Origin of the sequence: Aquisphaera insulae, assembly GCF_011064615.1 — a bacterium.
GTDB classification, from domain to species: domain Bacteria; phylum Planctomycetota; class Planctomycetia; order Isosphaerales; family Isosphaeraceae; genus Aquisphaera; species Aquisphaera insulae.
In genome coordinates this window covers 1-24,456 of record NZ_JAALJH010000018.1, presented here as the reverse complement: position 1 = coordinate 24,456, position 24,456 = coordinate 1, and the positions used below count along the sequence as shown (strand labels likewise).

Here is a 24,456-nt window from a genome sequence, read left to right as displayed (position 1 = left end):
AGACAGCTCACTTCGGTGCGTCCAGGAGATCTTCCGACGACGATGAGAGGCCATGTGACCCTGGGGACCTGCGCCCGGGGCGAATGAGGCACGTGCATCATTCTTCGTGCGGAGATGCGGGGAGCGACTCCTCGCTCGCTGATCGAGGGACGATCTCAGGACTCGAGCAAGGCACAAGCGTGCGAACAAACCACGCAGATAAAACTTGACAATGCCTGTAGGACAAGTATGGTATTCGATCGCGAGCCTATTCGGACCATCCAGGACGCTTCTTGACCTTTACCGGACGGGCGGCGGCGTTCGTCGCTTCGCGGGCCCACAAGTCCCGTTGCAGCAAACAAATAACACTTCAGCACACGATTCCTACATTCATGAAACCTGATCCTCGATCAACGAGAGCGCAAGGCGCATCTCCGTGGTGGCTGGGGCACGCCTGGAAATGGGCGGTCCTCGTCGGCCTCTTCGCCGCGCCTGGCCCGCAGCCTGCCCGGGGGGTGTCGATTTCGATCGGCTCGGACCCTACCGGCGGGACGGTCAGTCAGTTCACCTACCAGGCCGATTACGGCTCGTGGCTGGTCGCCGATCTCGGCGATCCCGTCACGCCGACGCCGCTGGAAATCTCGCCGAGCCTGAGCGCCGGCCGCTGGACGCAGGAGCTCCTTTTCGGCGGGGGATTCCCGAATTTGCGAACCGGCGACACCTTCCTCCTGCAGGAATTTCTCCGGATCGACAGCGGGGATTTCGCGCTGCAGAACTGGTATCAGAAGATCCTCACCCCCGGCTGGCGATGGAGCGACGCTGCCATCTTCGATAGCGCCACCTCCGAATTGGTGAGCGGGTTCCACCTGAGCCTGAGCCCCACGCTGGCGAGTTTCACCTTCGATCCGGTGCTCGTCGGGACGGATCTGCTGGTGGTCAAGGTGCTCGAGTACACCGGCCCGGATGACGTTGCGCCATCGCCCATCACGCTTCAGGCCTACACGGCCGTTCCCGAACCCGGTGCCGCGACGCTGCTCGCTTCGGGCATGATCGCCCTGCTGATCAAGCGGCGGAGACGGGGCGGATCGCTCGCCGGGCGAATTTGCCGAACCGACACCATCCCGACCAGGGTCTTTCCGAGATAGGAACTCCCATGAACAATCATTCTGATAATGAGCGGAACTACGATCAGGATCGCCTCGAACGTCACGTCTGGGAACGCCAACGCACCACCGGCCTGTCTCGGCGGAGCGTCATGAGGAATCTCGCCGGCCTGGCAGCGGGCGTCTCGGCGTTCGCGGGCTCTCCGCTGCGATCCTACGGCCAGTCGGCGCCGCCGATCGTAAAGCCGACGCCGCCCGACAAGTTCCGAATCCTGGGGACGAATCGCGAGACGCTCTTCCAGGCGTTCAAGGGCCAGGGCTATCTCACCCCCGCGTCGCTGTTTTTCGTCCGCAACCACACGTCGACGCCGCGGATTGACGCCGACACCTGGTCGCTGAGCATCGAAGGGAGTGGCGTCGCGAGGCCCATCACGTTCACCCTCGATGACCTGCACGCGCTCCCGTCGGTGACGGTGACCCGGGCGATTGAATGCGCCGGAAACGGCCGCAGCTTCTTCACCAGCCAGCAGAAACAGACCGTTTCCGGCACCGCGTGGCTGCTTGGCGCCATCGGCGTCGGCGAGTGGACCGGGGTTCGCCTCTCCACCTTGCTGGAACTGGCCGGCGTGAAGGCGTCGGCCGTGGACGTCCTCCCGGAAGGGCTCGACAGCGAGGTCGGCACGTCCGGCCACGTGCGCCGGCCGATCCCCATCGGCCGAGCCCTGGACGACGACGTACTCGTGGTCTATGGCCTGAACGGCGAGCTCTTACCGCCCGACCACGGCTTCCCGGCGCGCTTGCTGGTGCCCGGTTGGATCGGCATCGCGAACATCAAATGGCTGGGCCGGATCACGGTCTATGAAGAGCCGGTGTTCACGACGTGGAACACGACGCAGTATCGCTTCTTCGGCAATCCCGTGGACTATCCGGGGGATCCGATCCTGACCACGCAGACCATCAAGAGCGCCTTCGAACTTCCCTTCCCGGCCACCCTTAAGCCGGGAATCAACCTGATCACCGGCCGTTCCTGGTCGGCCGCCGGCACGATCGCCCGTGTGGACGTCAGCATCAACAACGGCGCGACTTACACGCGCGCCACGTTGAAGCCCAATTCCAACGGCTATCAAGCCTGGGCGGAATGGCAGATTCCATGGGTGGCACGCCCCGGGCAATACACCCTCAAGGCTCGCGCGGTGGACGACCTCGGCAACACCCAACCCCTGACCGTTCCGTACAACAGCATGGGCTATCTATTCTCGGCCATCGCGGGACACCCCGTCACCGTGGCATGACGTGCCCCCCGTCACCTTGACAGTTCGGGAGGTCAAACGCATCCAGGATCTCTGATCGATCCCGAGCTGTCTCGTGGCAAGAGCACATTAGCGTCGGTGGGCCTCGCTCAAGGCCATGGCCTGGTGGCAAACGAGGCATATCAAAGCCAGCGGCTCGTCGATGTGGCGTGGCCGGCCAGCGGCCCGCCGTCGTCGCGAGGCTGGGGCTCCGGCACGCTTGCGGACTCGCCGACGGAGTCGATGACTGTGGGCGCCCTCGGCGTGGTCACCTGCGGGATGCTCGGCTCCAGCCTCCATCGAAGGGGCGTCGATTGGTCGTCCGACGCTGGCCTCCTCACTGCGATCCAGACCAGCACGCTCAGCGGCACCAATTCCGGGGGCCCAACGGGTCGTTCTGGTTCCCCGAAGAAGGCCGGCCATAGGTGGCCCCAAGTTTTCCACCCTCGCGTGCCATCCACGGCCCCCTCCGGCGGGCCCTCCGCGCTCAACCAGACGCGGACGATGGGGGTTGGCTCCAAAGGGCCGATCTGCTCTGGGCATCGGGCCAGGAAGCTGACCCTTGCGCGACCGCGCCGTGCTTGAACCTAATCGAGCAGGAACGGGCGGACGCGATTCGCGAGCAGGCGGTATCCCTCCGGCGAGAAGTGCAGGCGGTCCTTGGCGAACAGATCCGGCCGGGCCTGGCCGTCGGGGCCGAGGGAGACGTCGAAGGCATCCACGAAGGCGACGCGAGGTAGTTCGAGGGTCATCTGACGGACCAGCCGGTTCAGCTCGCGGTTCTTGTCGGCCTGGCCCCAGCGGACCGGGGCCGGGCTCAGGCCGATGAAGACGATCTCCGTCTTCGGCAGTCGGGCGCGGACCACCCGGACGAACTCCGCGAAGTCGTGCGCGACCTGGGACGGCACCTTGCCCGCGTTGATGTCGTTCCCGCCGGCCCGGAGGAAGATCTGCTTCGGTTCGTGGGGGAAGATCAGCCGGTCGGCGTAGTGGGTTGCGTCCACGATCTCGGTCCCGCCGAAGCCCCGGTTGAGGAGCTTGTGGCCGGGGAAATCCGCGGCCAGCGTCGTCCAGAGCCGGATCGTCGACGAGCCGATGAACAGGATCGCCCCCTTCTGCGGCGGGCTCGTCCGGTCGGACGCCTCGTAGGCCGCGACCTCCTTCTCCCACTTCGCGAAGTCGTGCGCGGGTGACTGGCCTCCGGGCGGGCTTTGACTTCCGGGCGGGCTTCCGGGCGTCTCCTGGCATCGCAGGGCCGCGCCCGGGGTGAGGCTGGCCAGGATCACGATCGCGGCGACGGTCCATTTCGGCATCAGCGAAGTTCCTCGTTTCACAATAGTACAGGTTCCCTGGCCATCGGCGGAACGCCCGCCGCCGACGGGGCGGTTCATGGGGCCTCCGGGGAGCGGACATCCGCACCGAAGGCCGAGATCGTCACCTCGGCGTCTCCGAATCCCGCGTCCTGATAGACGATGACCAGGCTGATGCCCTCCGGTTTCTCGAGCCGCACCAGGCCGGCGATCGATTCAAGGCGTTCGGGCCTGTCCGTCCAGCCCGCCTTCACGAGCCCGTCGCGGATGGCCTCCGCCGCGGCCTTGCCCTTCCCCGCATCCAGCTTGAACCGGATGTCGGATGACGTGTACGCGACGTCGCGAGCCTCCCCGGGGACGGACACGACGACGCTTTTCCGGCCTCGCCCGGCCGCCTGCGCCTGCCGCATCGCCTCGGCCTTTCGCTGCTCGTCCCGGGCCTTCGCCTCGGCGATCGCCTCGTTCCATTCGGCCTCGGTACGGACATCGAGGGTCGCCCGCAACCGGTCGCCGACCCGGGTCATCTTCAGGATCGAGATGTCCTTCGCGTCGTTGCGGAAGATCATCGCCTCGCGGAAATCGTCCTTGAACGGCCGTTCCGTGGTCGCCTTCCAGCCGGTCTTCCCGAGCGCTTCCTTGTAGAAGGCCGCCAGGGACTCGGGCGTCGAGGCGACCTCGATCGACAGGGCCCGGGTCGAGTCGGCGTAGGAGGCGTCCTGGAACGCCGGGGGTGCAGGCAAGTCGGCCGACATCAGCTCGCTCGAGAGCTGGATCACGGTCTTCCCCCCCTGCGCCGGCGCCGCGGAAGGCCAGGCCGTGAGCCGGACCGCATTCTTCTTGAAGAACATCGAATCGCCCGCGACCCCGTAAGGCTCCCATCCCCGGGCGGAAAGCAGCGCACGGAGGGACTCCGCGGTCTCCTTGACCTTGGCGTCGGTGACGTAGGCGGTCACCGTGGGGAACGAGTAGAGGAGCTTCGCGCCGGGCGGGACCGGCAGCTCACTCGCGTCCACGTTGCCAAGATTCTTCAGCAGGATGGTGGCGAGCCCCGCCGAATTGTCGCCCGAGGCGGGCATCACCATCACGCTGACCTTGAAGCCGCCCTTGCCGAAGGTCCCGGAGCACGACTGATCGCTCAGGTAGCCGCCGGGCAGCTCCTTCCAGCCGAGTTCCTCGAGCGCCTTTTTCTGGTAGGCGAACGCCTCGCCGACGGGCCGGCGGACCACCTGGTCCAGCTCCGCCAGCCGCCGAAGCCCGCGAGCCGTCCCCCCCGGCATCAGGGGAAAGGTCCGAAGGTCGATCACCCGCGCCGCGTCGGCAAGGGTCGCGGGTTCCTGCGCCGGGAGCGGCCCGGCCGACGCCACGACCAAGGCCGAGGAGGAGACGACGAACCCGATTAGAACACGCAGCATGGGTGGTTTCCTGCGAGTTGAGATCGCAACGCGAGGCTCTGGAGGCCCCGCCCTGCGATATTATCGTTCGTCAGGGCCCTCGTGACCGTCTCCCCGCGGGGCGTGGTCAAGAAGCCCCATGGAAGCGGGCCAGGAACCGCCGGCAGCCCTCGATATCCAGGCCGTCGGACCGCCAGGCGACGTAACCATCCGGGCGGATCAGGTAAGTCGCCTGGGCGTCGGTGCCCGCCAGGCCGTAGGCGTCGAAGACCGCCGCGTCTTCCACGAAGACGATCCGGGGATTCCGGCCGTTCGAGGTCCGGCTGACGAGGTGGGCCCGGATCGGAATCCCGTCGGCCGCCGCGCACAGGCTCGCCAGCCCGTCCGCGACCGGAGCGGCCTCGCGCGCATCCAGGGGCCTTCGCGAGAGGGCCAGGACCGTGAAGGCGTATCCCGAGATGAGGTCGAAGACGTCTCGATGGCGAGCGACGGCCGCGTTGGGTGCCCGGCTCCCCGGCGCCGGGCCGGCATCCCCCAATTTCGACGCCGAGTCCTCCACGAAGCGGCCCGCGTCGTAGGTGATGTCCAGCTCGCCGATCATCCGGAAGGCCCGATGCTGGATCGACGGCATGTGAGAGATCGCCGCGCCGACGGGCCAGGCCAGCCAGTCGCGGATCGTCGCCTCCCAGCCGGATCGGCCCGCCATCGCCTCGAAAAGCCGGTCGCTCCGCGAGACGACCTGGGCGCCGACGGGCCGGCGCTCCGCGTCGTAGGTCGCGAGCAGGCCCTCGCCAGCCTCCTCGCGAATGGCGAGGGCGAGCTTCCAGGCGAGGTTCGCGGCGTCCTGGAGCCCGGTGTTCATCCCCTGGCCGCCGGCCGGAGAATGGATGTGGGCCGCGTCTCCCGCCAGGAAGACTCGCCCGATCGCGTAACGATTCACGCTCCGGTGATGCACCCGGTAGCGTGAGGTCCATACCGCGTCCGAGAGCGCCACCTCCATGCCGGAAGCCTCCCGGAAGGCGGCCTCGAGCTCGTGCAGCTCCATCGCCGCCGGCCCGGTCTCCCCGCTTTCCCCATGGGCGGATCGATCGATGGCCATCAGGCGGGACCGGGACTCGCCACCGAGCGGCAGGAAGAGGCCGATCGAGGAGCCGTGGACGAAGACCCGAAACCGACCGTGATCGAGGGGCCACGAGACCCGGCAATCGGCCAGCAGGAACGTCTGGGGATAGGGCGCCCCCTCGAACGAAAGGCCCAGGGACTTGCGGACGATGCTGTGCGCGCCGTCGGCGCCGATCGCATACCGGGCCCGGATCGTCGTCTCGCCCCCGCCCGCCTTCGATCCCCGAACCACGACGCCGTCGTCGTCCTGCTCCAGGCCATGAATCTCGAGGCCACGTTCCACCTCGATTCCCTGCCTGGCCAGGTCCTCGATGAGGATCGCCTCGGTCTCGGACTGGGGCAGCAGATAGATGAACTGAAAGGGCGTGTCCGGCGATCCCGCCCGATCGAAGTCCATCCCGCCGACGTGCTTGCCGCCGGAGTAGAGGTCGACGGTGTGGCTGATGAATCCGTCCCGGAGCACCCGATCGGCCAGGCCGATGCTGAGGAACAGCTCGAGCGACCGAGCCTGGATCGCGAACGCCCGCGATTCCCGCGACGGCTCCGCCCGCTTCTCCACGATACGGACGTCCACGCCCTGCCGTTTCAGGAGCGTCGCCGCCATCAATCCGGTCGGCCCGGCACCGACGACCAGGACGTCGCAATCCGTCTTTCCGGGCTCGATGGGGGACATGAACACTTCCTCTACCAGGATCGTGGACAGAACGCAGGGGCCTACGTCAGACTATAGACTGCGTGGACTGCAAGCGCACAACGAATATCGATCCTCGGCGACCTTCGGCTTTCTGCGCTTGGAGTTCGGGAGGCCATCATGGGCAAGACCGAATTGCGGTCGACTCCGCGATCCTGACAGTCGAGCCGGCCATCCGGGGAACGCGCATCGCCGTCGAATCCCTGCTCGAGATCCTTGCCGGGGGCGGGAGCCGGGACGAGATCTTTCGGAGTGATCCGGGTCTCGCCGAGGCGGACATCCGGGCAGCCCTCCACCACGCTGCGGAGACGGCGCCCTCCTGCTCCGCGAGGTCGCCGAACGAACCGGACTCTTCGGCGCCATCGACGCGGTCATCCCCGACCCGCGCGATCCCCGGTTCATCGTCCACGAGCAGCGGGCCCTCATCGCTCGGCGGATCATCGCCATCGCCCTGGGCTACGAGGACCTCAACGACCATCAGGCCCTCCGCGACGATCCGGTCCTCGCTCCAGGCTTCAAGGCACGTGGACCATGGCACGGGGATCCCCTCGCCTGCGAACCTGCTCAGCCGGACTCAGCGATCAGCACCGCGGGCCTCTCCGGCCGCATGGGCGCAGGACGCGGCTCGAGGCGAGACTTCAGGCGTAGGAAGGGGATCTCAACGAGGCGATAGCTCAACGAGGCGATCGCGACCGTGAGCCCCGCGTAGACGGCGAGGCGTAAGCCGTAGCGAATATAGGGGTTCCAGGACGAAAAGCCTGTTAGGATTACATGCCAGACCATGTACTGGACGAGGATGTGATAGAGGTAAAGGCCGTATGAGATCCGTCCCAGATACTGCAGCGGTCGCAGACTGAGAAGTCGGGGAAGGAACCCATCTGCCCCGTACCAAAGACCGCCGATAAACGCCGCCAGCACGGGGCAGAATGCGGGAGAGAGCCATCTCAGCACACCCCAGCCCTGCGGAAGGACGCCACGCGTTTGTCCAAAGGTCGCCGCCGCCATGATCACCACCGCCATCACCGCGGCGCCTCCGACGACGATCGGCCGACTCACGATGCGAGCGAGGATCGGATCGCGGTAAAGCCGGATCGCGAAGGCGCAGCCAAGCACCATCGCCAGGCCTCGAAACTCCAACCTGTTGAACTCGTAGCGATCGCTGAGCAAGGCGTTGGCCGCAATAGCCAGGGCCAGTCCCCAGGCCATCGCTTCCGCGACGCCCAGCCGCAAACCCAGAACCAGGAGGATTGGCCAGACGAGGTAGAACTGCTCCTCAACGGCCAGCGACCAGAGATGCGCCGCAAGATGCTGATACGACCAGATGTCGGAAACCGGCAAATAGTTGTAATAGTACAGCCAGATCGCGCGGATGAGATCCGCCGGCGACCATCCATGGCTCGTCTGGAGCGTCCCGACGTGGAAGACAAGCATCGCCAGGGTCAGCCCTGCCGCATACAGCATGTAAGCGGGCATCAGCCTCAGGAAACGCCGTCCCCAGAACCTTGGCAAACTGATCGTGCCGGTCCGAGAGCGCTCTTCGAGAAGCAAGGTCGTGATCAGAAATCCACTGAGGACGAAAAACAGGTCGACCCCCAGCCATCCCAGTTGCAGACCGGGCACTCCCGCGTGGTATCCCATGACGGCACCGATCGCGATCGTGCGAACACCGTCAAGAGCAGGGACGTGGCGGATGACCCCTCGCGGCGGGGCCTCGTCCTTCAAGGAGCTATCGGGAGCGGGGGGCGCCTGAGACTCAATCGTTGCCGGTCTCACGTCCTTCATTCGAAAAATCACACCTGGAGGGTCGTTGGGGCGACGGGGCCGGGAACCCATGGGGGTCCGTGCCTGGTCAGAATCGTGAGATCCATCGACCATAGCACCCGATTTTCCACGGAAACAAGGGGACTACCCCGGCTGTCTCTTTCGCGAATCATCAGCGGGCGTGGTCGGCTCGTCGCGATGGAGCGGGCGTATGGCCGCTCATCCTGTCTCGATACCCAGGCCGCGGGACCAAATCAACCGCCAAACAACCCCTTCCGCGCGGCCTTCTGGAGCGGGTTGGAGCCGTCGGGCATGCGGTCGCCGTGGACCTGCCAGAAGAAGACGCCGCGGAGGTTCTTCTCGCGGGCCCACTTCGCCTTCAGCTCGACCGACTCGGCGTCGTCGTAGCCGATGACGGCCTTGTGGTCGGGGGACAGCAGCCACGGGTTCTTCGTCTCGTCGTCCCAGACGCGTTTCCAGCCCTTGCCGGGGAGCTCGGCGAGGCCGCGGTAGGAGCCCCCGGGGAGGCGGACCTTCGGTGCGCCCTTGGTGGAGGCATAGGGCTCGGCGACCGAGAATCCGCGGCCGTAGAGCGGGATGCCCAGGGCGATGCGGTCGGCCGGGACCTTGCGGTCATTCAGCATGTACTCGATCGTCTGCGCCGTGGACCGCGGCTTGCCGGGCTGCTTCGACGAGCCGAAGAGGGGGGACTGGTGGCCGGCGTAATCGGTCCAGTCGCCCGTGTAGTCATAGGTCATGACGTTGATCCAGTCCATGGTCTCGACCAGGAAGGCGGTCGAGAGCCAGCGGATCGTGCCGGGATTGGAGGACAGGGCCATGGTGATGAACATCTTGCGGCCCTTGTCCTTGCCGATCGCGTCCACCCCGGCGCGGAGCCGGCGAGTGAGCCGCTCGAAGCCGGGGACCTCCGCGTCGGTGTCGGGGTATTCCCAGTCGAGGTCGATGCCGTCGTAATCGTACTCGCGGACCATCGCCAGCACGGCCTGGACGTAGCGGTCTTCCGCCTCCTTGCTGGCGACGATCTCCGCGAACTGCTTGTCCCAGCCCCATCCCCCGGCGGAGATCAGCACCTTGACGCCGGCCGCGTGGGCCTGGGTGGTCAGGTCGCGGCTGGGGACGTTCCGCGCCTGCTTCAGCTTGCCGTCGCCGTCGGCCGTCAGGAACGCATGGCAAAGGTGGGTATACAGCGAGTAATCGATGTCCTTGACCGGCCCGAAGAGGTAGCCGACGAAGACCTTGTCGGATCCGCCGGGCTTGCCCGCATCCGTGACCTGGGCCGGCAGCAGGGATGCCATCAACAAAATCGCACACGTCATGATGTAGGGCTCCGGGGCGGGGGGACGGGACATCCAGCGGGCGATTGTATGCTCGATCCTGCCCGATGGGCAACCGATCGGGGGACGCCGCCATTGACGGCCCGGACGAGGGCGGGACAATGGACCGGCCGGACGACGACGGCGGGAGGTGCGTGTGGAGATCCTGGTCCGGATCGCGGTACTGTCCCTGGGCGGCATCCTGGGCGTGAACGCCCGCTACTGGCTGGGGGTCCTGATCAGCCGGTGGGCGGCGTCCCACTGGGCGACCTTCGTGATCAACGTCAGCGGCTCGTTCGCCATCGGCTTCCTGTCGATGGCGATGGCCCGTTGGCTGCCGCATCCGCACGCCCGGCTCGCGGTGCTGACCGGGTTCCTGGGTGGCTACACGACGTTCTCCACGTTCGCGTTCGAGTCGGTGACCCTCTGGGAGCGCGGCGAGTCGTTCACGGCGCTGGCGAACGTCATCGGCAGCGTCGTCCTCGGCGTCCTGGCCGCGTTCCTCGGGATCGTCCTGGCCCGTGACGTGCTGATCGCGGCGGCCGAGCCGGCCGTCCCCGGGGCGTCGCCGGGGGCGGCCATCCCGGCGGAGGACCTGCGGCTCGCCCTCGAGACGGACGGATCTCCGGACCTCGAGCTGCCGCCCGACATCCTGACCAGCGAGACGGCCGAGAGGGGTCCCGGCTAGGACGGAGGATACCGCCATGATCCCGTCGGACGCCGCACGGCTGAGCCTGCACATGAACGCGAGCCATCGATGGCGCGGCAAGCCCTGCTACAGCGCCGTCGTGGAGGCCGCCCGATCGCTCCGGCTCGCCGGGGCGTCGGTCTTCCTCGTCGACCTGAGCTACGGGGCCGACCGGAAGCTCCGCGACGCCCGGAGCGAGTATCAGGCCATCGACATCCCCGTCGTCATCGAGATCGTCGACGGCCGCGACCGGATCGAATCGTTCCTGGCCGATCTCGGCTCGATGGAGCCGGGCGGCCTGGCCGTCGTCGAGCCGGTCCGCGTCGTCGCCTATTCCCACCACGCCCGTGCCGGGGCCGACGGCGAGTCGAGCCCGTCGACCGGGCCGGGCCCAGGAGCTCTCGCGATGGCACTCGACGACATCGCCCGGCGCGTCACCATCTACATCGGGAACGCCGACACGCGCGACGGCCGCAACCTGGCCGCGGCGATCGTCCTCCGCTGCCGAGAGCTGGGAATCGCCGGCGCCACGGCCAGCCTGGGCGTGATGGGGTTCGGGCGCCATTCCATCATCCACCGGGCGAGCCTGCTCGGGCTCTCCTCTGACGTGCCCGAGAAGGTGGAGATCATCGACCGGCCGGAGCGGATCGCGGAGGTCCTCCCGATCCTGGCGGAGATGGTGGACGGCGGCCTGATCGTGGTCCAGGATGTCCGGGTCGTGAAGCATGGCCCCCACGCCTCGCGGGCCTGATCCGACCGGGCGACGGTCGCCGGGCACTCCTCATGGATGCTCCGCTGTGCGATAATCGCGGCGGCGTCCAAGTCCCGCAGGAGATCCGTCCGAATGTCCACGGTCCACGTCCATTCGCTACCAAGCCTGATCCCGCGCGATGCCTTGCGCGGGGGGATAGCCGTCGTGATCGACGTCCTCCGCGCCTCGACGATGATCGTGCACGCCCTGGTCGCCGGCTGCCGCGAGGTCATCCCGTGCGGGGAGATCGAGGAGGCCAAGGCGCTGGCCGCGGCCATGCCGCCGGGGACGGCGATCCTGGCCGGCGAGCGCCATGGCGTGCCGATCCCGGGCTTCGACCTGGGGAACTCGCCCGGGCAGTGCACGGCCGAGATCTGCGCCGGCAAGACCATGGTCATCACCACGACGAACGGCACGCGGGCGATCCTGGCGGCGCTCGACGCGGAGCCCGTGGTCGTCGGCTCGTTCGTGAACTTCGCCGCCACGGCGCAGCGGCTGCTCCACGAGGAGAAGCCCATCCACATCGTCTGCGCCGGGACCGAGGGGGCGATCAGCTACGAGGATACGCTCCTCGCCGGGTCGTTCGCCCGGCACTTCCGGGACCTCGGCCATTCGCTGGGCAACGACGAGGCCGAGATCGCCGCTGGGCTCTGGGCCCGCGTCGAGGAATCGATCTGGGCGACCGGCGAGGCGGATCGGTCGCGGACCCGCCCCGGCGGGAACGAGCCCCTGGTCCGCTACCTGACCCGGGGACAGGGGGGCCGACGCGTGGTAGAGTTGGGGCTCGCGGCGGACGTCGCGGACGCCGCCCGGCTGAACCGGCCCGGCTTCCAGGTCGTCGCCGAGCTGAGGCGCGACCCGCTCCGGATCTTGGCCCTGACGTGATCCGGCGCACCCGACCGGGCCCTCGCGGACGGCCCCGGGCGGGATCGATATCTTTACTAACAAGCTGCAGCGAGAGGCGGCATCGAGAGGCAGGACGGCTCCATGGACGTGGGAATGGACAAGCTGGTCTCGCTCTGCAAGCGCAGGGGCATCATCTTCCCCTCGAGCGAGATCTACGGCGGCATCAACGGCTTCTGGGACTACGGCCCGCTCGGGGTCGAGCTGAAGCGGAACATCAAGGAAGCCTGGTGGCGCGACAACGTCCAGATGCGCGACGACATGGTCGGCCTGGACTGCTCGATCATCATGAATCCCCGGGTCTGGGAGGCGTCCGGCCACGTCGGCGGCTTCAGCGACCCCATGGTCGATTGCCGGGCCACGAAGGAGCGCTATCGGGCCGACCAGCTCTATGTCTTCGCCTACCTCTTCCCGGCCGTGAACCAGAAGGGGGAGCCGACCGAGGCCTGGCTCGCCGGCCTCGGCTCGTCGCCCGAGGAGGCGGCGGAGGGGCCGGAGAAGAAGGCCGGGAAGCTCGCCAGGAAATTCGGCAAGCCCACGGACGCCCCGACGGTGATCCCCTTCATGCAGGTGGCCGAGGCCGACCGCATCAAGGTCATCGGCCCCTCCACGGACGAGGCCGGCACGCTCACCGAGCCGCGGTCGTTCAACCTCATGTTCAAGACCTTCGTCGGGGCGCTCGAGAGCGACTCGAACGTCGCCTACCTCCGGCCCGAGACGGCCCAGGGGATCTTCGCGAATTTCAAGAACGTGGTGGACACCGGCCGGGTGAAGCTGCCGTTCGGCATCGCTCAGGTCGGCAAGAGCTTCCGCAACGAGATCAACCCTCGCAACTTCACGTTCCGCTCCCGCGAGTTCGAGCAGATGGAGATTGAGTTCTTCTGCCGGCCCGACGAGGCGAAGGAGTGGTACGCCTACTGGCGGAAGGCCCGGTTCCAGTGGTACGTGGACCTCGGCCTCCGGTCCGACCGGCTCCGGCTCCGCGACCACGACGCGGAGGAGCTGGCCTTCTACTCGACGGCCACGGCCGACATCGAGTACTCGTTCCCGTTCGGCGTCAGCGAGCTGGAGGGGATCGCCCACCGCGGCGACTACGACCTGACCCAGCACCAGAAGTTCAGCGGCAAGGACCTGAGCTACTTCGACGAGGAGAAGAAGGAGCGGTTCGTCCCCCACGTGATCGAGCCCTCCGCCGGCGCCGACCGCGCGACCCTGGCCTTCCTCTGCGAGGCGTATACCGAGGACCAGGTCGGCGGCGAGGCGCGGACCGTCCTCAAGTTCCACCCGCGGATCGCCCCGGTGAAGGCGGCGATCTTCCCGCTGGTGAAGCGCGACGGCATGCCGGAGAAGGCCCGGGCGATCCACGACGACCTCCGCCGCCAGTTCTCGGTCTTCTACGACGAGAAGGGGGCCATCGGCCGCCGCTACCGCCGCCAGGACGAGGCCGGGACGCCGTACTGCATCACGGTGGACAGCCAGAGCCTGACCGACGACACCGTCACCCTCCGCGACCGCGATAGCTGCCGCCAGTGGCGGGTCCCCGCGGCGGGCATCACGGCGGCGATCCGCGACCTTCTGGACGGCAAGGCCATCCCCGCGGGAGACCCGGCGCCGCCGGCCGGCGAGGCGGGCGAGCAGGCCGGCTGATCCCACCCCGAGCGATCGACGCGAACCCATGAAGCCCTGCATCAGCCTGGCCACGACCCTGAGCACTCCTCTGGAGGACGACCTGCCGGCCATCGCGCGAGCAGGCTGGCGGTCCGTCGAGCTCTGGCTCACGAAGCTGGAGACCTTCCTCGAGTCGCACGCCGTGTCCGACCTCCGCGCCCGCCTGCACGCCGAGGGCCTGCGGGCCGAGGCCGCGGCGGGGCAGGGGGGGCTCCTGGTCTCCAGGGGCGAGGAACGCCGGGCGCACTGGGACCACTTCGCCCGGCGACTGGCGATCCTCGGGGAGCTGGGAGTCCCGCTCCTGATCGTGGCGGCCGACTTCGTGCGAGAGCCCGCCGCGGAGGACTACGGCCGCGCCGCCGCGTCGCTCGCCGAGGCCGCCGCGCTGGCCGGTTCGTCGGGCATCCGCCTGGCGCTCGAGTTCCAGAAGTCCAGCGGGTTCTGCGCCAGCCTGGACACCGCCCTGGCGCTGGTCGCCGAGTCCGGCGCCGCCAACCTGGGCGTCTGCCTGGATCTTTTCCACTACTACACCGGGCCCAGCAAGTTCGAGGACCTCGGGTTCCTGACCCGGGACAACCTCGCCTGGGTCCAGGCCTGCGACGTCAGCGGCACGCCCCGCGAGCTCGCCGGCGACGGCGACCGGGTCTTCCCCGGCGAGGGCGACTTCCAGATCGGCCCGATCTTCGATCACCTGGGGGCGATCGGCTACGACGGGGGCGTCTCGCTGGAGCTGTTCAACCCGCAGCTCTGGCAGGTGCCGGCCGACCGCGTGGCCGACCTCGGCCACCAGGCCATCCGCCGCGTCCTCGGCCGCTGGAACGACGAATCGGCCCCATGGGGAGGTGCCTGAGCGTGTCCACCGTGGCGACGTTGCAACCCGCTGCGACCGTCTTCCACGAGGAGCAGTACTTCGACTGGCGCGTCTACGCCTTCATCGCCGCGGCCGAGCTGGCCGCCGGCATCGGCATGCTCTGGTTCGCCCGGCAATGGGCACCGGTCGCCACCCTGCTCTCGCACAAGGCGTCGCTCGAGTTCCTCCTCTGCCTGCTGCCGGCGGTGGCGATGCCGCTGCTGCTGGTCCTGGCGCTCCTGCGGATGACGACCGAGGTCACGCCCGACGAGCTCCGGGTCTGGTTCGGCTGGATCCCGATCTATCGCCGGGCGATCCAGGTCTCCGGCATCGTCCGCCACCAGGTCGTCGAGTACCGGCCGATCGCCGACTACGGCGGCTGGGGCATCCGCGCCGGCCGCAATGGCGAGCGCGCCCTCAACGCCCGCGGCAACCGCGGCGTCCGCCTCGAGCTGGCCGACGGCACGAAGCTCCTGATCGGCAGCCAGCGCCCGGAAGAGCTGGCGGAGACCCTCGAGGCCGCACGCCGCCCGGACGTTGCCTGACGAAATGGGACACGGTAGGCTCGATCGTTGCATCGAGCATCCCCGATCCGAATGAGGTGACATCATGACGACGCGACGCGAGATCCTGGCGGCGATGGGGGGCGTGGGGCTGGCCGCGACCTGGAGCGAGGCCCATGCGGCGCCGGCGAAGGCAGACGCCAAGGACGAATCCGCCCGCGACCTCTACGAGCTCCGCCGTTACCACGTCGAGACCGACGAGCAGAAGAGCGGCCTAGACGCCTACCTCAGGGACGCGGCGATCCCCGCCCTGAATCGCCTGGGCGTCTCGCCCGTCGGCGTCTTCTACCCAGAGGACAAGGCGCTGAAGGTCGTCTACGCCCTCCTCCGCCACAAGACCGCGGACTCGCTCCTGACGACCGGCCACAAGCTCCAGGCCGATGCCGATTACCTCAAGGCCGGCGCCTCGTTCCTGGACGCCCCGGCGGAGAAGCCTGCCTACAAGCGGGTGGAGAGCAGCGTCCTCTACGCCTTCAAGGGGATGCCGGAGATCGAGACGCCGCCGAAGTCGGCTGGCCGGATCCTCCAGCTCCGGATCTACGAGAGCCCGAGCGTGAAGACGAACCTCAAGAAGATCGAGATGTTCAACGACGCCGGCGAGATCCCCCTCTTCCGCAAGGTCGGCCTCCACCCCGTCTTCTTCGGCCAGGCGATCTTCGGCGACAAGCTCCCCAACCTTACCTACATGCTCGCCTTCGAGAGCCACGCCGAACTCGACGCCAACTGGAAGAAGTTCGTCGAATCCCCCGAGTGGCAGGCCCTCAAGGGCCGCGCCGAGTATTCCGACAAGAAGATCCTTAGCGGGATCACCAACATCGTGCTCACCCCGGCGGAGTATTCGCAGGTGTGAGGCGTGGAGAAGCTTGACGGGGGCGAGTGCTTGATTCTCCCGGAGGCGATCGATGCGTCTCCCCATCCGCTGGAAGCTTCGCACGATCATGGCGGCGGTCGCGGTTGCGGCCGTCGTCATGGGTACATACGTCGAGATTAGACGGCGTGTCGAGCTCGATCGCAAAGTTGAGGCGGAGTATTACAGGTACTACGTCGCTTACTGCCGGATCGTTGGCCCGGTGAGTAGTCACGGCTGGTTGCCGGACATCTCTAGTGACGAGCAACCGGATGATTCCGATCTGGCCGTTCTTTCCTCGCACGGCCCGTACCCCGAAATCGATTGCCTCGATCTGACTCGGTCAAAGGTGACCGACGCCGGACTTGCTCACCTGGCCGCCTTCGTGAAACTCCAGGAACTGAACCTTACCAACACAGACGTCACCGATGCCGGGTTGTCCTGCCTGGCTCGCATCCCGACGCTTGAGACCCTGAACCTCACCGGGACGTGCGTCACGGACGACGGGCTCCGCTTCTTGAAGCGGGTTTTACCCACAGTCAAGATCACGCATTGAGCGCCGGCTCCAGGACTCTCGCACCCATGGTATGATACGCCTGGTGCCGATGACGTTCCGGCCTTCGCTTCACGCGGAGCGTTACCATGCTCATCATCCCGACCGGGACCGACGCCCCGATCTATCACTGGCCGTATGCCACGGTCGGGATGATCGCGCTCAACATCGCGCTCTACTTCCTGGTCCCGCCCCCGTCGCGGTCGATCCTCGAGATCGACCCCGACGACGACTCGGCCGCGGTGAAGTTCGAGGAGGAGCCGCTCTTCAACCGATATGCGCTCGAACTCGGCACGCACCGACTCGTCCCCGTCCAGTGGGTGACGCACAACTTCCTCCACTACGGGCTGATGCACCTTGCCGGCAACATGCTCTTCCTCTGGGCGTTCGGGATCGTGGTGGAGGGGAAGCTCGGGCTGATCAAGTTCCTGCTGGCCTACCTGGCGATGGGCACCCTCCACGGGGCCTCGGTCCAGACGCTGATGATGGGGTCGAGCACCGAGGTCCACGCGGCGGGGGCGTCGGCGGAGGTCTATGCGCTGCTGGCGGCCTGCATGATCTGGGCGCCCCGGAATGAGCTGAATTGCATCGCGATCCTGATGATCGGCTTCCGCACGCTGGTCTTCCACTGGGACCTCTACTACACGACCGTGGCCCTCATCTACATCGGCCAGCAGGTCCTCAACCTCGTCGTCTGGGGCGTGCTCAGCGGCGACGTGGTGGTCACGGAGATGGGGCACCTCTCCGGCGCCTTCTGGGGGACGGTCGTGGCGATCGTGCTCCTCAAGGCGGGCCTCGTCGACTGCGAGGACTGGGACGTCTTCTCGCGGTGGGCGCGATACCGGAAGCTCGGCCAGGAGTGGAAGAAGCGCGGGGAGCGGCTGGACCGGGTGGACGAATCGCCGGTCCACCTGAGGGGCCGCTCGGGGAGGAAGAAGCGGCCGTGGACCGAGGCCGCGGCGCGGGCCGACGAAGCCGGAGGCGCGAGCATCTCCGGATCGTCGCAGAGTCCCGAGGAGCGTGCCGCCGTGGCCCTCCGGAAGGTCCGCCGGCTGATCGACGAGGCTGACTACGAGGCCGCGGTCGCCGCCTACTCGAAGGCGGCCCGGAGCCTGCGGGCCTGGCCCGCCCAGCCCGAGCTGTACAACCTGATCAAGGCGATGCACGCGCGCCAGGCCGATGTGGAATCCGTCCCGCTGATGCGCGACCACTGTCGGCTCTATCCCGCGGACTCCGCGAAGATGCGGCTGAAGCTCGCCCAGGTCCTCATCCTCAGGTGCCAGCGTCCGGCGGCGGCCCTCCGGATCCTCGACGAGATCCCGGCCGGTCGCTTCCCCGCCGAGCTCGAGCCCACGCGGGCGAAGCTCCGCCGCCAGGCCCAGGCCCTCCGCGACGAGGGGGTCCTGGAGCTGGAAGGGGACGACTGACCGGCCGCCGGTCCGCGATTCTGATCCGCCGCGTGAGGCCGACTTTGCGCCGCCTGCCCCTCCGTGCTGATATAGGATTGTCCGGCAAGCCGAAGCACGGCGCGAAGGGGTGAAGATGGCCGCGATGACCGCCGATCTCTCCGAACGCCGCGGTCGGGCCTGGCCGATGGTGCTGATCGCCCTGATCCTGGCCGCGAGCACCGCCATGGTCGCCGCCTGGCAATCGCGGGTCGCGGCGATGGTCGCGAGCGGCGTCGAGCCGCCGGAAGACGCGTCGTCCACGCTGCTCCAGCACCTGGCGTTCACGGCGATGGTGGCGCTCTTCGCGCGGCATCAGTGGCGAGTCCTCCTCTTCCTGCTGGGGACGATGGCCCGGAACTGGTTCATCGGCCTCGAGATCGTGCTGCTGCTGTCCATCGTCTACGGCGCCTTCTCCAGCTTCGGCGTGCCCGAGCTCTTCTGGGACGACCCGCCGCTCACGGTCGGGGTGGCCGGATTCGGCGCGGCGGCCTTCCTGTCGCTGGCCTGGTATGCGATCTACCTGCTGGACGTCTCCGGGCCGTCGCGGAGCCGGCAGAGGCGCCTGAACTGGGATCAGCTCGAGCCCGTCGTGATCGCGTCCGGCATCCCGGCCCTGCTGCGGCTCAAGACGGCGGGCCTCTCCACGCGGCGGCAGTTCGCCTGCTGCCTGGCGGCCGCCATGATGCCGGGACTCTTCCTGCTGGCCCTGCCGGCGTTCCTGCCGGCCATACGGCCCGGCGGCACGGCCCGAGACCTGGAGTGGCCGTGGCTGGTCGGGCTGGCCGCCGGGGCGATGCTGCCCCACGCGCTGCTGACGGCGCGGCCGCTCGTCTTTCTCGACGGCGTGATCCGACGATTCCGGGCTCGCGCGAGCAGGGCCGACGACAACGAAGGCGAGGTGATCCTCCGCCCCGGGATCTTGCTCTGGAGCCTCGGGCTCGTCTATGTCACCTGCCTGGTCCTCGATCGCTTCCGGCCCGACCTGATCGTCCCGGCGGCCCTGATCTGCCTCATGCTGGCCATGATCGCCGTCTCCGTCGCCTTCTACTTCGCGATCCGCAATCGCCGGGCCCGACGGCTCGGGCTCCTGGTCATCCCGGCGGCCCTGCTGCTCAACGGGATCCAGACCTACGACTCGTGCTACCGGGGGCTCGAGGATTACTACCCGCCCGATCCCCTCCGCTCGGCCCTCGGCCTCCCCTCGCCGTTCTCCAGCGGCGACGGCTCGCCCGTCGATCTCGTCGACTTCCAGGAGAAGAACGGCGGCCGCAAGGCCCGAGAGGACGCCGTCGAGAGCCGCACGCGTATCCTCGAGAACTGGAGGCGGAACCTGGCCGATGCCCGTTCCGGCGCCCGCAAGCCGATCCTCGTGGTGGTGGCGACCGGCGGCGGTGCGCTGCGAGCGGGCCTCTGGACGGCCTCGGTCCTCGAGGCGCTCGCCCGGGAGGTCCCGGAGTTCCCCGAGCACGTCCGGTTCGTGACGGGCGCCTCCGGCGGGATGGTCGGCGCGGCGGGATTCGTCACCACCCATCAGGACCGGATCTCCCGGGCGCGCGAGGCCGAAGCCGGAGCCGCCGATCCGCGATCGCCCCGGCCGGCCGTGGACTGCTTCGCCAGCGACTACCTGAGCCCGATCGCGCGCCAGTTCATCCTCCGTGACGTCCCGCTCTTCATCTTCCCCTGGCGGCAACGCTACGACCGCGGCCACGCCCTGGAAGACGCCCTGACCTCCCCCGACGGGATCCCCGGGCTGTCCCGGACGTTCGACGACCTCCGGGAGGACGAGCGGGCGGGCCGGCTCCCCTCGATCATCTTCTCGCCGATGCTGGTCGAGGATGGCCGGCGGCTCCTGATCAGCAACCTGGACCTCGCCGACATCGCCGTCTTCGACGGCGACAGCACCCTCTCGGAGGACCCGCGCGAGATCGTCGAGCTGATCGAGGCGAAGGCCGCCGTCAAGCTGCCGCGCCGCGACCGCCTGGAATTCCGCCGGATCAACGCCATCTCCGCGATCGAGCTCTTCCGCCTGTTCCCCCGGGCCCGCGATCGGCTCCGCGTGGTGACGGCCGTCCGGATGAACGCGACCTTCCCCTTCGTCACGCCGGCCGGCGTGCTCCCCACGGAGGCCCCGCGGCAGGTGGTGGACGCCGGCTACTACGACAACTACGGCGTGGACCTCGCCACGTCGCTCCTCTTCTCGCACCGCGAGTGGATCCTGCGCAACACCTCGGGCGTGCTCCTGGTCCAAATCCGCGCCTTCCGCAACGAGAAGCAGCTCAAGGTGCTCGACCAGCCGATCCTCCAGCAAGGGTTCATCACGACCGCGAGCACCGTGGTGAACGTCCTCTGGCGAGGCCTGCGCTGGGTCACCTCGCCGGTCACGGGCCTGGCCGAGGCCCGAACCGCCGTCATGCACTACCGCAACGACGGCCAGGTCGAGGTCCTGGGGCGCTATTTCCAGGACAGGACCCCGGCCGACCCGGAGTTCTTCAAGACCGTGATCTTCACCTGCGACACCGCCGTCGGCGGCACCGACGAGCAGCAGGTGGAGACCCTGAACTGGCACCTCTCCGCCCAGGAAGTCGACCGGATCAAGGCCAACATGCGCACCCGCGACCAGAACCGAATCCGCCTCGACCGCCTGGGCCGGTGGTGGCGGCAGCGGATGGGGAACGCCCCGCACGCCGCCGCGCGCTGACGCCCCGTCAGAACAGCCGACCGACCGCCTCCTGCACCGCCGGCAGCGTCAGCAGGACCCCGCAGACGATCAAGCCCGCGCCCAGCAGCGTGAGCGGCTTCACCGACTCGCCCAGGACCAGGACGCCCAGGGTCATGGCGATCACGAAGCTGAGCTTGTCGATCGGAGCCACGCCGGAGATCGGGCCGGCCTTGAGCGCGGCGAAGTAGAAGATCCACGAGCAGCCCGTGGCCACCCCGGAGAGGACCAGCGCCAGCCAGGCCCGGCCGGAGATCGACCGCACGGCGGGCATCTGGCCGGCGGCCGCGACGATGGCCGCCGCGAACGCCAGCACCACCAGGGTCCGCACCATCGTCGCCACGTTTGAAGGGACCTGCTCCACGCCGATCTTCGCGAGCACCGCCGTCAGGCCCGCGAAGAGCGCGGAGAGGCCCGCGTAGGCCACCCAGCTCATGATCCAGCCTCCTCCATCCCGGCATGGCCTGTCGGCGACCGCCCCGGGGTTTGTGCCCGCCCCGAGGGGCGAGTAGAATCCTCGGACCCCTCGCCGGAGCCCGAGGCACGAAACGAGGATACCGGCTCCCGCCACGCGACGCGCCGGCTCCCCGGCGGTTCCTCACCCCGCGAGATCACGCCCATGACACGCTCCCTGGATCGCCTCCGCGATTTCGGCCCGGCCGCGGCCTTCCTGGCCGTCCTCCTCCAGATCGCCGCCGCGGCCGTCGCCGGCGACTCCGCGAAGGGGGAGGTGACGAAGCATGTTTTCGAAGGGAGCCGCATCTTCCCCGGCACCATTCGCGACTACTGGGTCTACGTCCCGGCCCAGTACGATCCGGCGAAGCCCGCGTGTTTGTACGTCAACCAGGACGGCATCCAGTACAACGCCCCCGCCGTCTTCGACCGCCTGATCGCCGAGAAGGCCATGCCCGTCACGATCGGCGTCTTCGTGATGCACGGCCGCGTCAAGGCGCCCTCTCCCCAGGCGCTCGACCGCTTCAATCGCAGCTACGAATACGACGGCCTCGGCGACAACTACGCCCGGTTCCTGCTCGAGGAATTGCTGCCGGAGGTCGAGAAGCTGGCGACGGCCGACGGCCGGCCGATCCGCCTCTCGAAGGACGGGAACGACCGAGCGATCGGCGGATCGAGCAGCGGGGCCGTCTGCGCCTTCACGGCCGCCTGGGAGCGGCCGGACGCCTTCCGCCGGGTCTTCAGCTCGATCGGCACCTACGTCGGGCTCCGCGGGGCCAACGACTACCCGACGCTCGTCCGGAAGTACGAGCCGAAGCCCCTCCGGATCTTCCTCCAGGACGGCTCGAACGACCTGAACATCTACGGGGGCGACTGGTGGATGGCCAACCAGGAGCTGGAGCGAGCGCTCACCTTCGCCGGCTACGAGGTCAACCACGACTGGGGGACCGGGGGCCACGACCACAAGCACGCGGACGTCGTCTTCCCGGACGCCATGCGTTGGCTCTGGAAAGGCTGGCCCGCGCCAATCAAGCCCGGCGCCGGCTCGACGCAGCTCCAGGCCATCCTCCTCCCGGGCGAGGGCTGGGAGCTCGTCGGCGAGGGGTACAAATTCACCGAAGGCCCCGCCGTGAACGCCGCCGGGGAGGTCTACTTCAACGACTCCGGGGCGGGCAAGTCCTACCGGATCGGGCCCGACGGCAAGCCCGTCCTCTTCCTGGATTCGTCCGACGGCGCCGACGGCCAGGCATTCGGGCCCGACGGCCGGCTCATCTCCGCGCTGGCGCGGACGGGGCAGGTCGCCGCCCGCGACGTGACCGGCTCGCAGCCGCTCCGCGTCCTCGCCGAGGGCTTCCCGCCCAATGACCTGGTGGTCCGCCACGACGGCGGCGTCTACGTCACCAGCCCCGCCGCCGATTCCCGCGAGCCGGGCAAGGTCTGGTACGTCAGCCCAACCGGCGAGAAGCGGGCGGTGGACACCGGGCTGAAGTTCCCCAACGGCGTGACGCTCTCCCCCGACCAGTCGCTCCTCTACGTCGCGGACACGAGGTCCCACTGGGTCTACAGCTACCGGGTTCAGCCCGACGGCGGCCTCGCCCACAAGCAGAAGTATTTCCACCTGCACGCGCCGGACAATGCCGACGACGCCGGCGCGGACGGCCTGCGGACCGATCGCAACGGCCTCCTCTACGTGGCCACGCGGCTGGGCATCCAGGTCTGCGACCAGGCCGGCCGCGTGAATGCGATCATCCCGACGCCCAACGGCAAGGTCTCCAACCTCACCTTCGGCGGCCCCGGATTCGACGTCCTCTACGCCGCCTGCGGCGATAAGGTCTATCGCCGCAAGGTCAAGGCGAAGGCAACCAATTCCTACGAGGCCCCCTTCAAGCCGGCCCCGCCGCGGCTGTAGCCACCCGCTTGTCGAGCTGATGCCGCCAGCTCGCCGCCAGCCAGGGCAATGTGGCGAGCTCGGCGGCCTGGCGGTGGTCGTCCTTGTCGATGTGCATGACCCGGTTGGCCCGCGCCACGGTCCACTCCGGGCAGGGGCGATCCGCGAGTCGCAGCGTCTGGCCGGCCTCCACGATCCCCTCGGCCAGCACCCGAAAGTACCAGCCCGTGAACCCGGTCTGCTGGACCTGGGCCGCGAGGGTCTTGACCCGCCATCGCCGCGCCAGCTTCCAGCACGGCTGACGCGGCTGCGAGACCTGGAAGACCGCCGAGCCGATCTCCCAGACGTCGCCGATGCAGACGCCCGGCTCGACCAGGTTGCCGAGCGTGAAATTCTCGCCGAAGGCGCCGAAGGTCATCTCCGTCAGCCCGAGATGTTCAGCCCAGTACGGCAGGTGGTCGGCCGAATAGACGCAGACGGCCTTGTCGGGCCCGCCGTGGTTTTCGAGGTCCGCCTGGCCGTCGCCGTCGAGGTTCGCGGCCGTCACGCGCACCGGTCCGGCGACCGGCTCCTTGGAGAACCCGGAGGTCCACGGCCCCTGCATCGGCCCTTCCGGAACATCGGCGTCGAGGAGTCGAGGCCGGCCAACCTGGATGGAGACGAGAGTCGGCAGAGCCATCGACGCCTTCAGTTCGAGGATGAGGAAGAGCCCGCCGCCCGATGCAGGTCGCCCTGGCCGTGGCGGATCGGCGAGGAGATGGGGATGCCGCGCGGCGAACTCCGAGGGTTTGGCCCTTCTGCCTCGGAGCAAGAGGGCGATACGACCTCGAGAGCCTATCCATTATCTCCGCGGGATGTCGCTCAAACAATCCTCGTCGGCCACCGGGAGGGCCGCCCTGGCGCGATGAAGAGTTGGCCTGGACGACCCGGGCGTCTTGTCCGGGATTTGTTGCGCGGGAACGAGGCCTGTCGGCATGCCTCGGCTTGCTCCTGGCTCGGCAGGAGCCTCGCCCTGGCGCGGTGAAACGTTGGCCTGGACGACCTGGACACCTTGTCCCGGAATTGTCGCGCGAGATCGCAGGCCGTGCGGCGGCGCATGGCCTCAGCCAACTCGGCAGGAGCCTCGTCCTCCCGAGTGATTCCCCATA

At 68.3% G+C, this 24,456-nt stretch carries 21 protein-coding genes and 1 pseudogene; 15 read left to right on the top strand and 7 right to left on the bottom strand.

Annotation, left to right across the window (positions count from 1 at the left end):
• Positions 1–272: 272 nt before the first annotated feature.
• Together G6O54_RS12425 and G6O54_RS12420 are read left to right on the top strand one after the other, a co-directional pair.
• Positions 273–1,124, top strand: a complete 852-nt coding sequence (locus tag G6O54_RS12425; protein ID WP_165225525.1) for a hypothetical protein — start codon at positions 273–275, stop codon at positions 1,122–1,124.
• Positions 1,125–1,132: 8 nt separating this feature from the next.
• Entirely contained in the window at positions 1,133–2,374 is a 1,242-nt protein-coding gene (locus G6O54_RS12420) for a sulfite oxidase (RefSeq protein ID WP_165225522.1), read from the top strand.
• A 584-nt stretch (positions 2,375–2,958) separates the two neighbouring features.
• Here G6O54_RS12420 and G6O54_RS12415 read toward each other — a convergent pair.
• The 3 genes from G6O54_RS12415 to G6O54_RS12405 form a co-directional block, all read right to left on the bottom strand.
• Positions 2,959–3,684 carry a GDSL-type esterase/lipase family protein gene (locus G6O54_RS12415; protein ID WP_165225517.1) on the bottom strand — a complete coding sequence of 242 codons (726 nt, stop codon included), beginning with the start codon at positions 3,682–3,684 and terminating at the stop codon, positions 2,959–2,961.
• 74 nt (positions 3,685–3,758) lie between these two features.
• Positions 3,759–5,093 carry a hypothetical protein gene (locus G6O54_RS12410; protein WP_165225514.1) on the bottom strand — a complete coding sequence of 445 codons (1,335 nt, stop codon included), beginning with the start codon at positions 5,091–5,093 and terminating at the stop codon, positions 3,759–3,761.
• Positions 5,094–5,199: 106 nt separating this feature from the next.
• Positions 5,200–6,867 (bottom strand): FAD-dependent monooxygenase, encoded by a 1,668-nt coding sequence (locus tag G6O54_RS12405; protein WP_165225511.1) that lies wholly within the window; start codon positions 6,865–6,867, stop codon positions 5,200–5,202.
• Between the two features lie 62 nt (positions 6,868–6,929).
• Here G6O54_RS12405 and G6O54_RS12400 point away from each other — a divergent pair.
• Positions 6,930–7,121: pseudogene (locus G6O54_RS12400) on the top strand (DUF433 domain-containing protein); the annotation flags it as partial.
• Positions 7,122–7,204: 83 nt separating this feature from the next.
• The gene (locus G6O54_RS38800; RefSeq protein WP_205678755.1) at positions 7,205–7,558 is read left to right on the top strand and encodes a transposase; all 354 of its coding nucleotides are present in this window, start codon (positions 7,205–7,207) and stop codon (positions 7,556–7,558) included.
• Here G6O54_RS38800 and G6O54_RS12390 read toward each other — a convergent pair.
• Entirely contained in the window at positions 7,450–8,607 is a 1,158-nt protein-coding gene (locus G6O54_RS12390; protein ID WP_165225508.1) for an acyltransferase family protein, read from the bottom strand. The genes G6O54_RS38800 and G6O54_RS12390 overlap by 109 nt on opposite strands.
• A gap of 293 nt (positions 8,608–8,900) precedes the next feature.
• Positions 8,901–9,983, bottom strand: a complete 1,083-nt coding sequence (locus tag G6O54_RS12385) for a glycoside hydrolase family 18 protein (protein ID WP_165225503.1) — start codon at positions 9,981–9,983, stop codon at positions 8,901–8,903.
• A gap of 148 nt (positions 9,984–10,131) precedes the next feature.
• On the opposite strand from G6O54_RS12385, the gene crcB reads away from it, so the two are divergent.
• From crcB to G6O54_RS12335, 10 genes are all read left to right on the top strand, one after another.
• Positions 10,132–10,668 carry a fluoride efflux transporter CrcB gene (gene crcB, locus G6O54_RS12380; protein WP_250846856.1) on the top strand — a complete coding sequence of 179 codons (537 nt, stop codon included), beginning with the start codon at positions 10,132–10,134 and terminating at the stop codon, positions 10,666–10,668.
• 16 nt (positions 10,669–10,684) lie between these two features.
• Positions 10,685–11,419 (top strand): DUF190 domain-containing protein, encoded by a 735-nt coding sequence (locus G6O54_RS12375; protein ID WP_165225501.1) that lies wholly within the window; start codon positions 10,685–10,687, stop codon positions 11,417–11,419.
• A gap of 93 nt (positions 11,420–11,512) precedes the next feature.
• The gene (locus G6O54_RS12370) at positions 11,513–12,304 is read left to right on the top strand and encodes a 2-phosphosulfolactate phosphatase (RefSeq protein WP_165225499.1); all 792 of its coding nucleotides are present in this window, start codon (positions 11,513–11,515) and stop codon (positions 12,302–12,304) included.
• Between the two features lie 102 nt (positions 12,305–12,406).
• Positions 12,407–13,969, top strand: a complete 1,563-nt coding sequence (locus G6O54_RS12365) for a glycine--tRNA ligase (RefSeq protein ID WP_250846855.1) — start codon at positions 12,407–12,409, stop codon at positions 13,967–13,969.
• Between the two features lie 28 nt (positions 13,970–13,997).
• Positions 13,998–14,840 (top strand): sugar phosphate isomerase/epimerase family protein, encoded by an 843-nt coding sequence (locus G6O54_RS12360; protein WP_165225497.1) that lies wholly within the window; start codon positions 13,998–14,000, stop codon positions 14,838–14,840.
• A 2-nt stretch (positions 14,841–14,842) separates the two neighbouring features.
• The gene (locus G6O54_RS12355) at positions 14,843–15,385 is read left to right on the top strand and encodes a hypothetical protein (RefSeq protein ID WP_250846854.1); all 543 of its coding nucleotides are present in this window, start codon (positions 14,843–14,845) and stop codon (positions 15,383–15,385) included.
• A 64-nt stretch (positions 15,386–15,449) separates the two neighbouring features.
• Positions 15,450–16,253 (top strand): NIPSNAP family protein, encoded by an 804-nt coding sequence (locus G6O54_RS12350; protein ID WP_165225492.1) that lies wholly within the window; start codon positions 15,450–15,452, stop codon positions 16,251–16,253.
• 52 nt (positions 16,254–16,305) lie between these two features.
• Complete coding sequence (locus G6O54_RS12345; protein ID WP_165225709.1) at positions 16,306–16,806, top strand: leucine-rich repeat domain-containing protein; 501 nt, start codon at positions 16,306–16,308, stop codon at positions 16,804–16,806.
• Between the two features lie 86 nt (positions 16,807–16,892).
• The gene (locus tag G6O54_RS12340; RefSeq protein WP_165225489.1) at positions 16,893–18,230 is read left to right on the top strand and encodes a rhomboid family intramembrane serine protease; all 1,338 of its coding nucleotides are present in this window, start codon (positions 16,893–16,895) and stop codon (positions 18,228–18,230) included.
• Between the two features lie 115 nt (positions 18,231–18,345).
• Positions 18,346–20,949: a patatin-like phospholipase family protein gene (locus G6O54_RS12335; protein ID WP_165225486.1), complete on the top strand. Its 2,604-nt coding sequence runs from the start codon at positions 18,346–18,348 to the stop codon at positions 20,947–20,949.
• A gap of 7 nt (positions 20,950–20,956) precedes the next feature.
• Here the strand turns inward: G6O54_RS12335 and G6O54_RS12330 are convergent, their stop codons facing one another.
• Positions 20,957–21,403, bottom strand: coding sequence for an EamA family transporter (locus G6O54_RS12330; protein ID WP_165225483.1), 447 nt, complete (start codon positions 21,401–21,403; stop codon positions 20,957–20,959).
• A gap of 183 nt (positions 21,404–21,586) precedes the next feature.
• On the opposite strand from G6O54_RS12330, the gene G6O54_RS12325 reads away from it, so the two are divergent.
• Complete coding sequence (locus G6O54_RS12325; protein ID WP_165225480.1) at positions 21,587–23,329, top strand: SMP-30/gluconolactonase/LRE family protein; 1,743 nt, start codon at positions 21,587–21,589, stop codon at positions 23,327–23,329.
• On the opposite strand, the gene G6O54_RS12320 is transcribed toward G6O54_RS12325, so the two are convergent.
• A complete protein-coding gene (locus tag G6O54_RS12320; protein WP_165225477.1) occupies positions 23,304–23,987 on the bottom strand; it encodes an MOSC domain-containing protein in 684 nt (227 codons plus the stop codon). The two genes, G6O54_RS12325 and G6O54_RS12320, sit on opposite strands and share 26 nt — an antisense overlap.
• Positions 23,988–24,456 lie beyond the last annotated feature (469 nt).

Bases quoted from the DNA above. Each gene is read 5' to 3' on its own strand.
- G6O54_RS12420 (WP_165225522.1), top strand. From the start codon at position 1,133: ATGAACAATCATTCTGATAATGAGCGGAACTACGATCAGGATCGCCTC.
- G6O54_RS12415 (WP_165225517.1), bottom strand. From the start codon at position 3,684: ATGCCGAAATGGACCGTCGCCGCGATCGTGATCCTGGCCAGCCTCACC.
- G6O54_RS12410 (WP_165225514.1), bottom strand. From the start codon at position 5,093: ATGCTGCGTGTTCTAATCGGGTTCGTCGTCTCCTCCTCGGCCTTGGTC.
- G6O54_RS12405 (WP_165225511.1), bottom strand. From the start codon at position 6,867: ATGTCCCCCATCGAGCCCGGAAAGACGGATTGCGACGTCCTGGTCGTC.
- G6O54_RS12385 (WP_165225503.1), bottom strand. From the start codon at position 9,983: ATGACGTGTGCGATTTTGTTGATGGCATCCCTGCTGCCGGCCCAGGTC.
- G6O54_RS12375 (WP_165225501.1), top strand. From the start codon at position 10,685: ATGATCCCGTCGGACGCCGCACGGCTGAGCCTGCACATGAACGCGAGC.
- G6O54_RS12370 (WP_165225499.1), top strand. From the start codon at position 11,513: ATGTCCACGGTCCACGTCCATTCGCTACCAAGCCTGATCCCGCGCGAT.
- G6O54_RS12365 (WP_250846855.1), top strand. From the start codon at position 12,407: ATGGACGTGGGAATGGACAAGCTGGTCTCGCTCTGCAAGCGCAGGGGC.
- G6O54_RS12360 (WP_165225497.1), top strand. From the start codon at position 13,998: ATGAAGCCCTGCATCAGCCTGGCCACGACCCTGAGCACTCCTCTGGAG.
- G6O54_RS12350 (WP_165225492.1), top strand. From the start codon at position 15,450: ATGACGACGCGACGCGAGATCCTGGCGGCGATGGGGGGCGTGGGGCTG.
- G6O54_RS12345 (WP_165225709.1), top strand. From the start codon at position 16,306: ATGCGTCTCCCCATCCGCTGGAAGCTTCGCACGATCATGGCGGCGGTC.
- G6O54_RS12340 (WP_165225489.1), top strand. From the start codon at position 16,893: ATGCTCATCATCCCGACCGGGACCGACGCCCCGATCTATCACTGGCCG.
- G6O54_RS12335 (WP_165225486.1), top strand. From the start codon at position 18,346: ATGGCCGCGATGACCGCCGATCTCTCCGAACGCCGCGGTCGGGCCTGG.
- G6O54_RS12330 (WP_165225483.1), bottom strand. From the start codon at position 21,403: ATGAGCTGGGTGGCCTACGCGGGCCTCTCCGCGCTCTTCGCGGGCCTG.
- G6O54_RS12325 (WP_165225480.1), top strand. From the start codon at position 21,587: ATGACACGCTCCCTGGATCGCCTCCGCGATTTCGGCCCGGCCGCGGCC.
- G6O54_RS12320 (WP_165225477.1), bottom strand. From the start codon at position 23,987: ATGGCTCTGCCGACTCTCGTCTCCATCCAGGTTGGCCGGCCTCGACTC.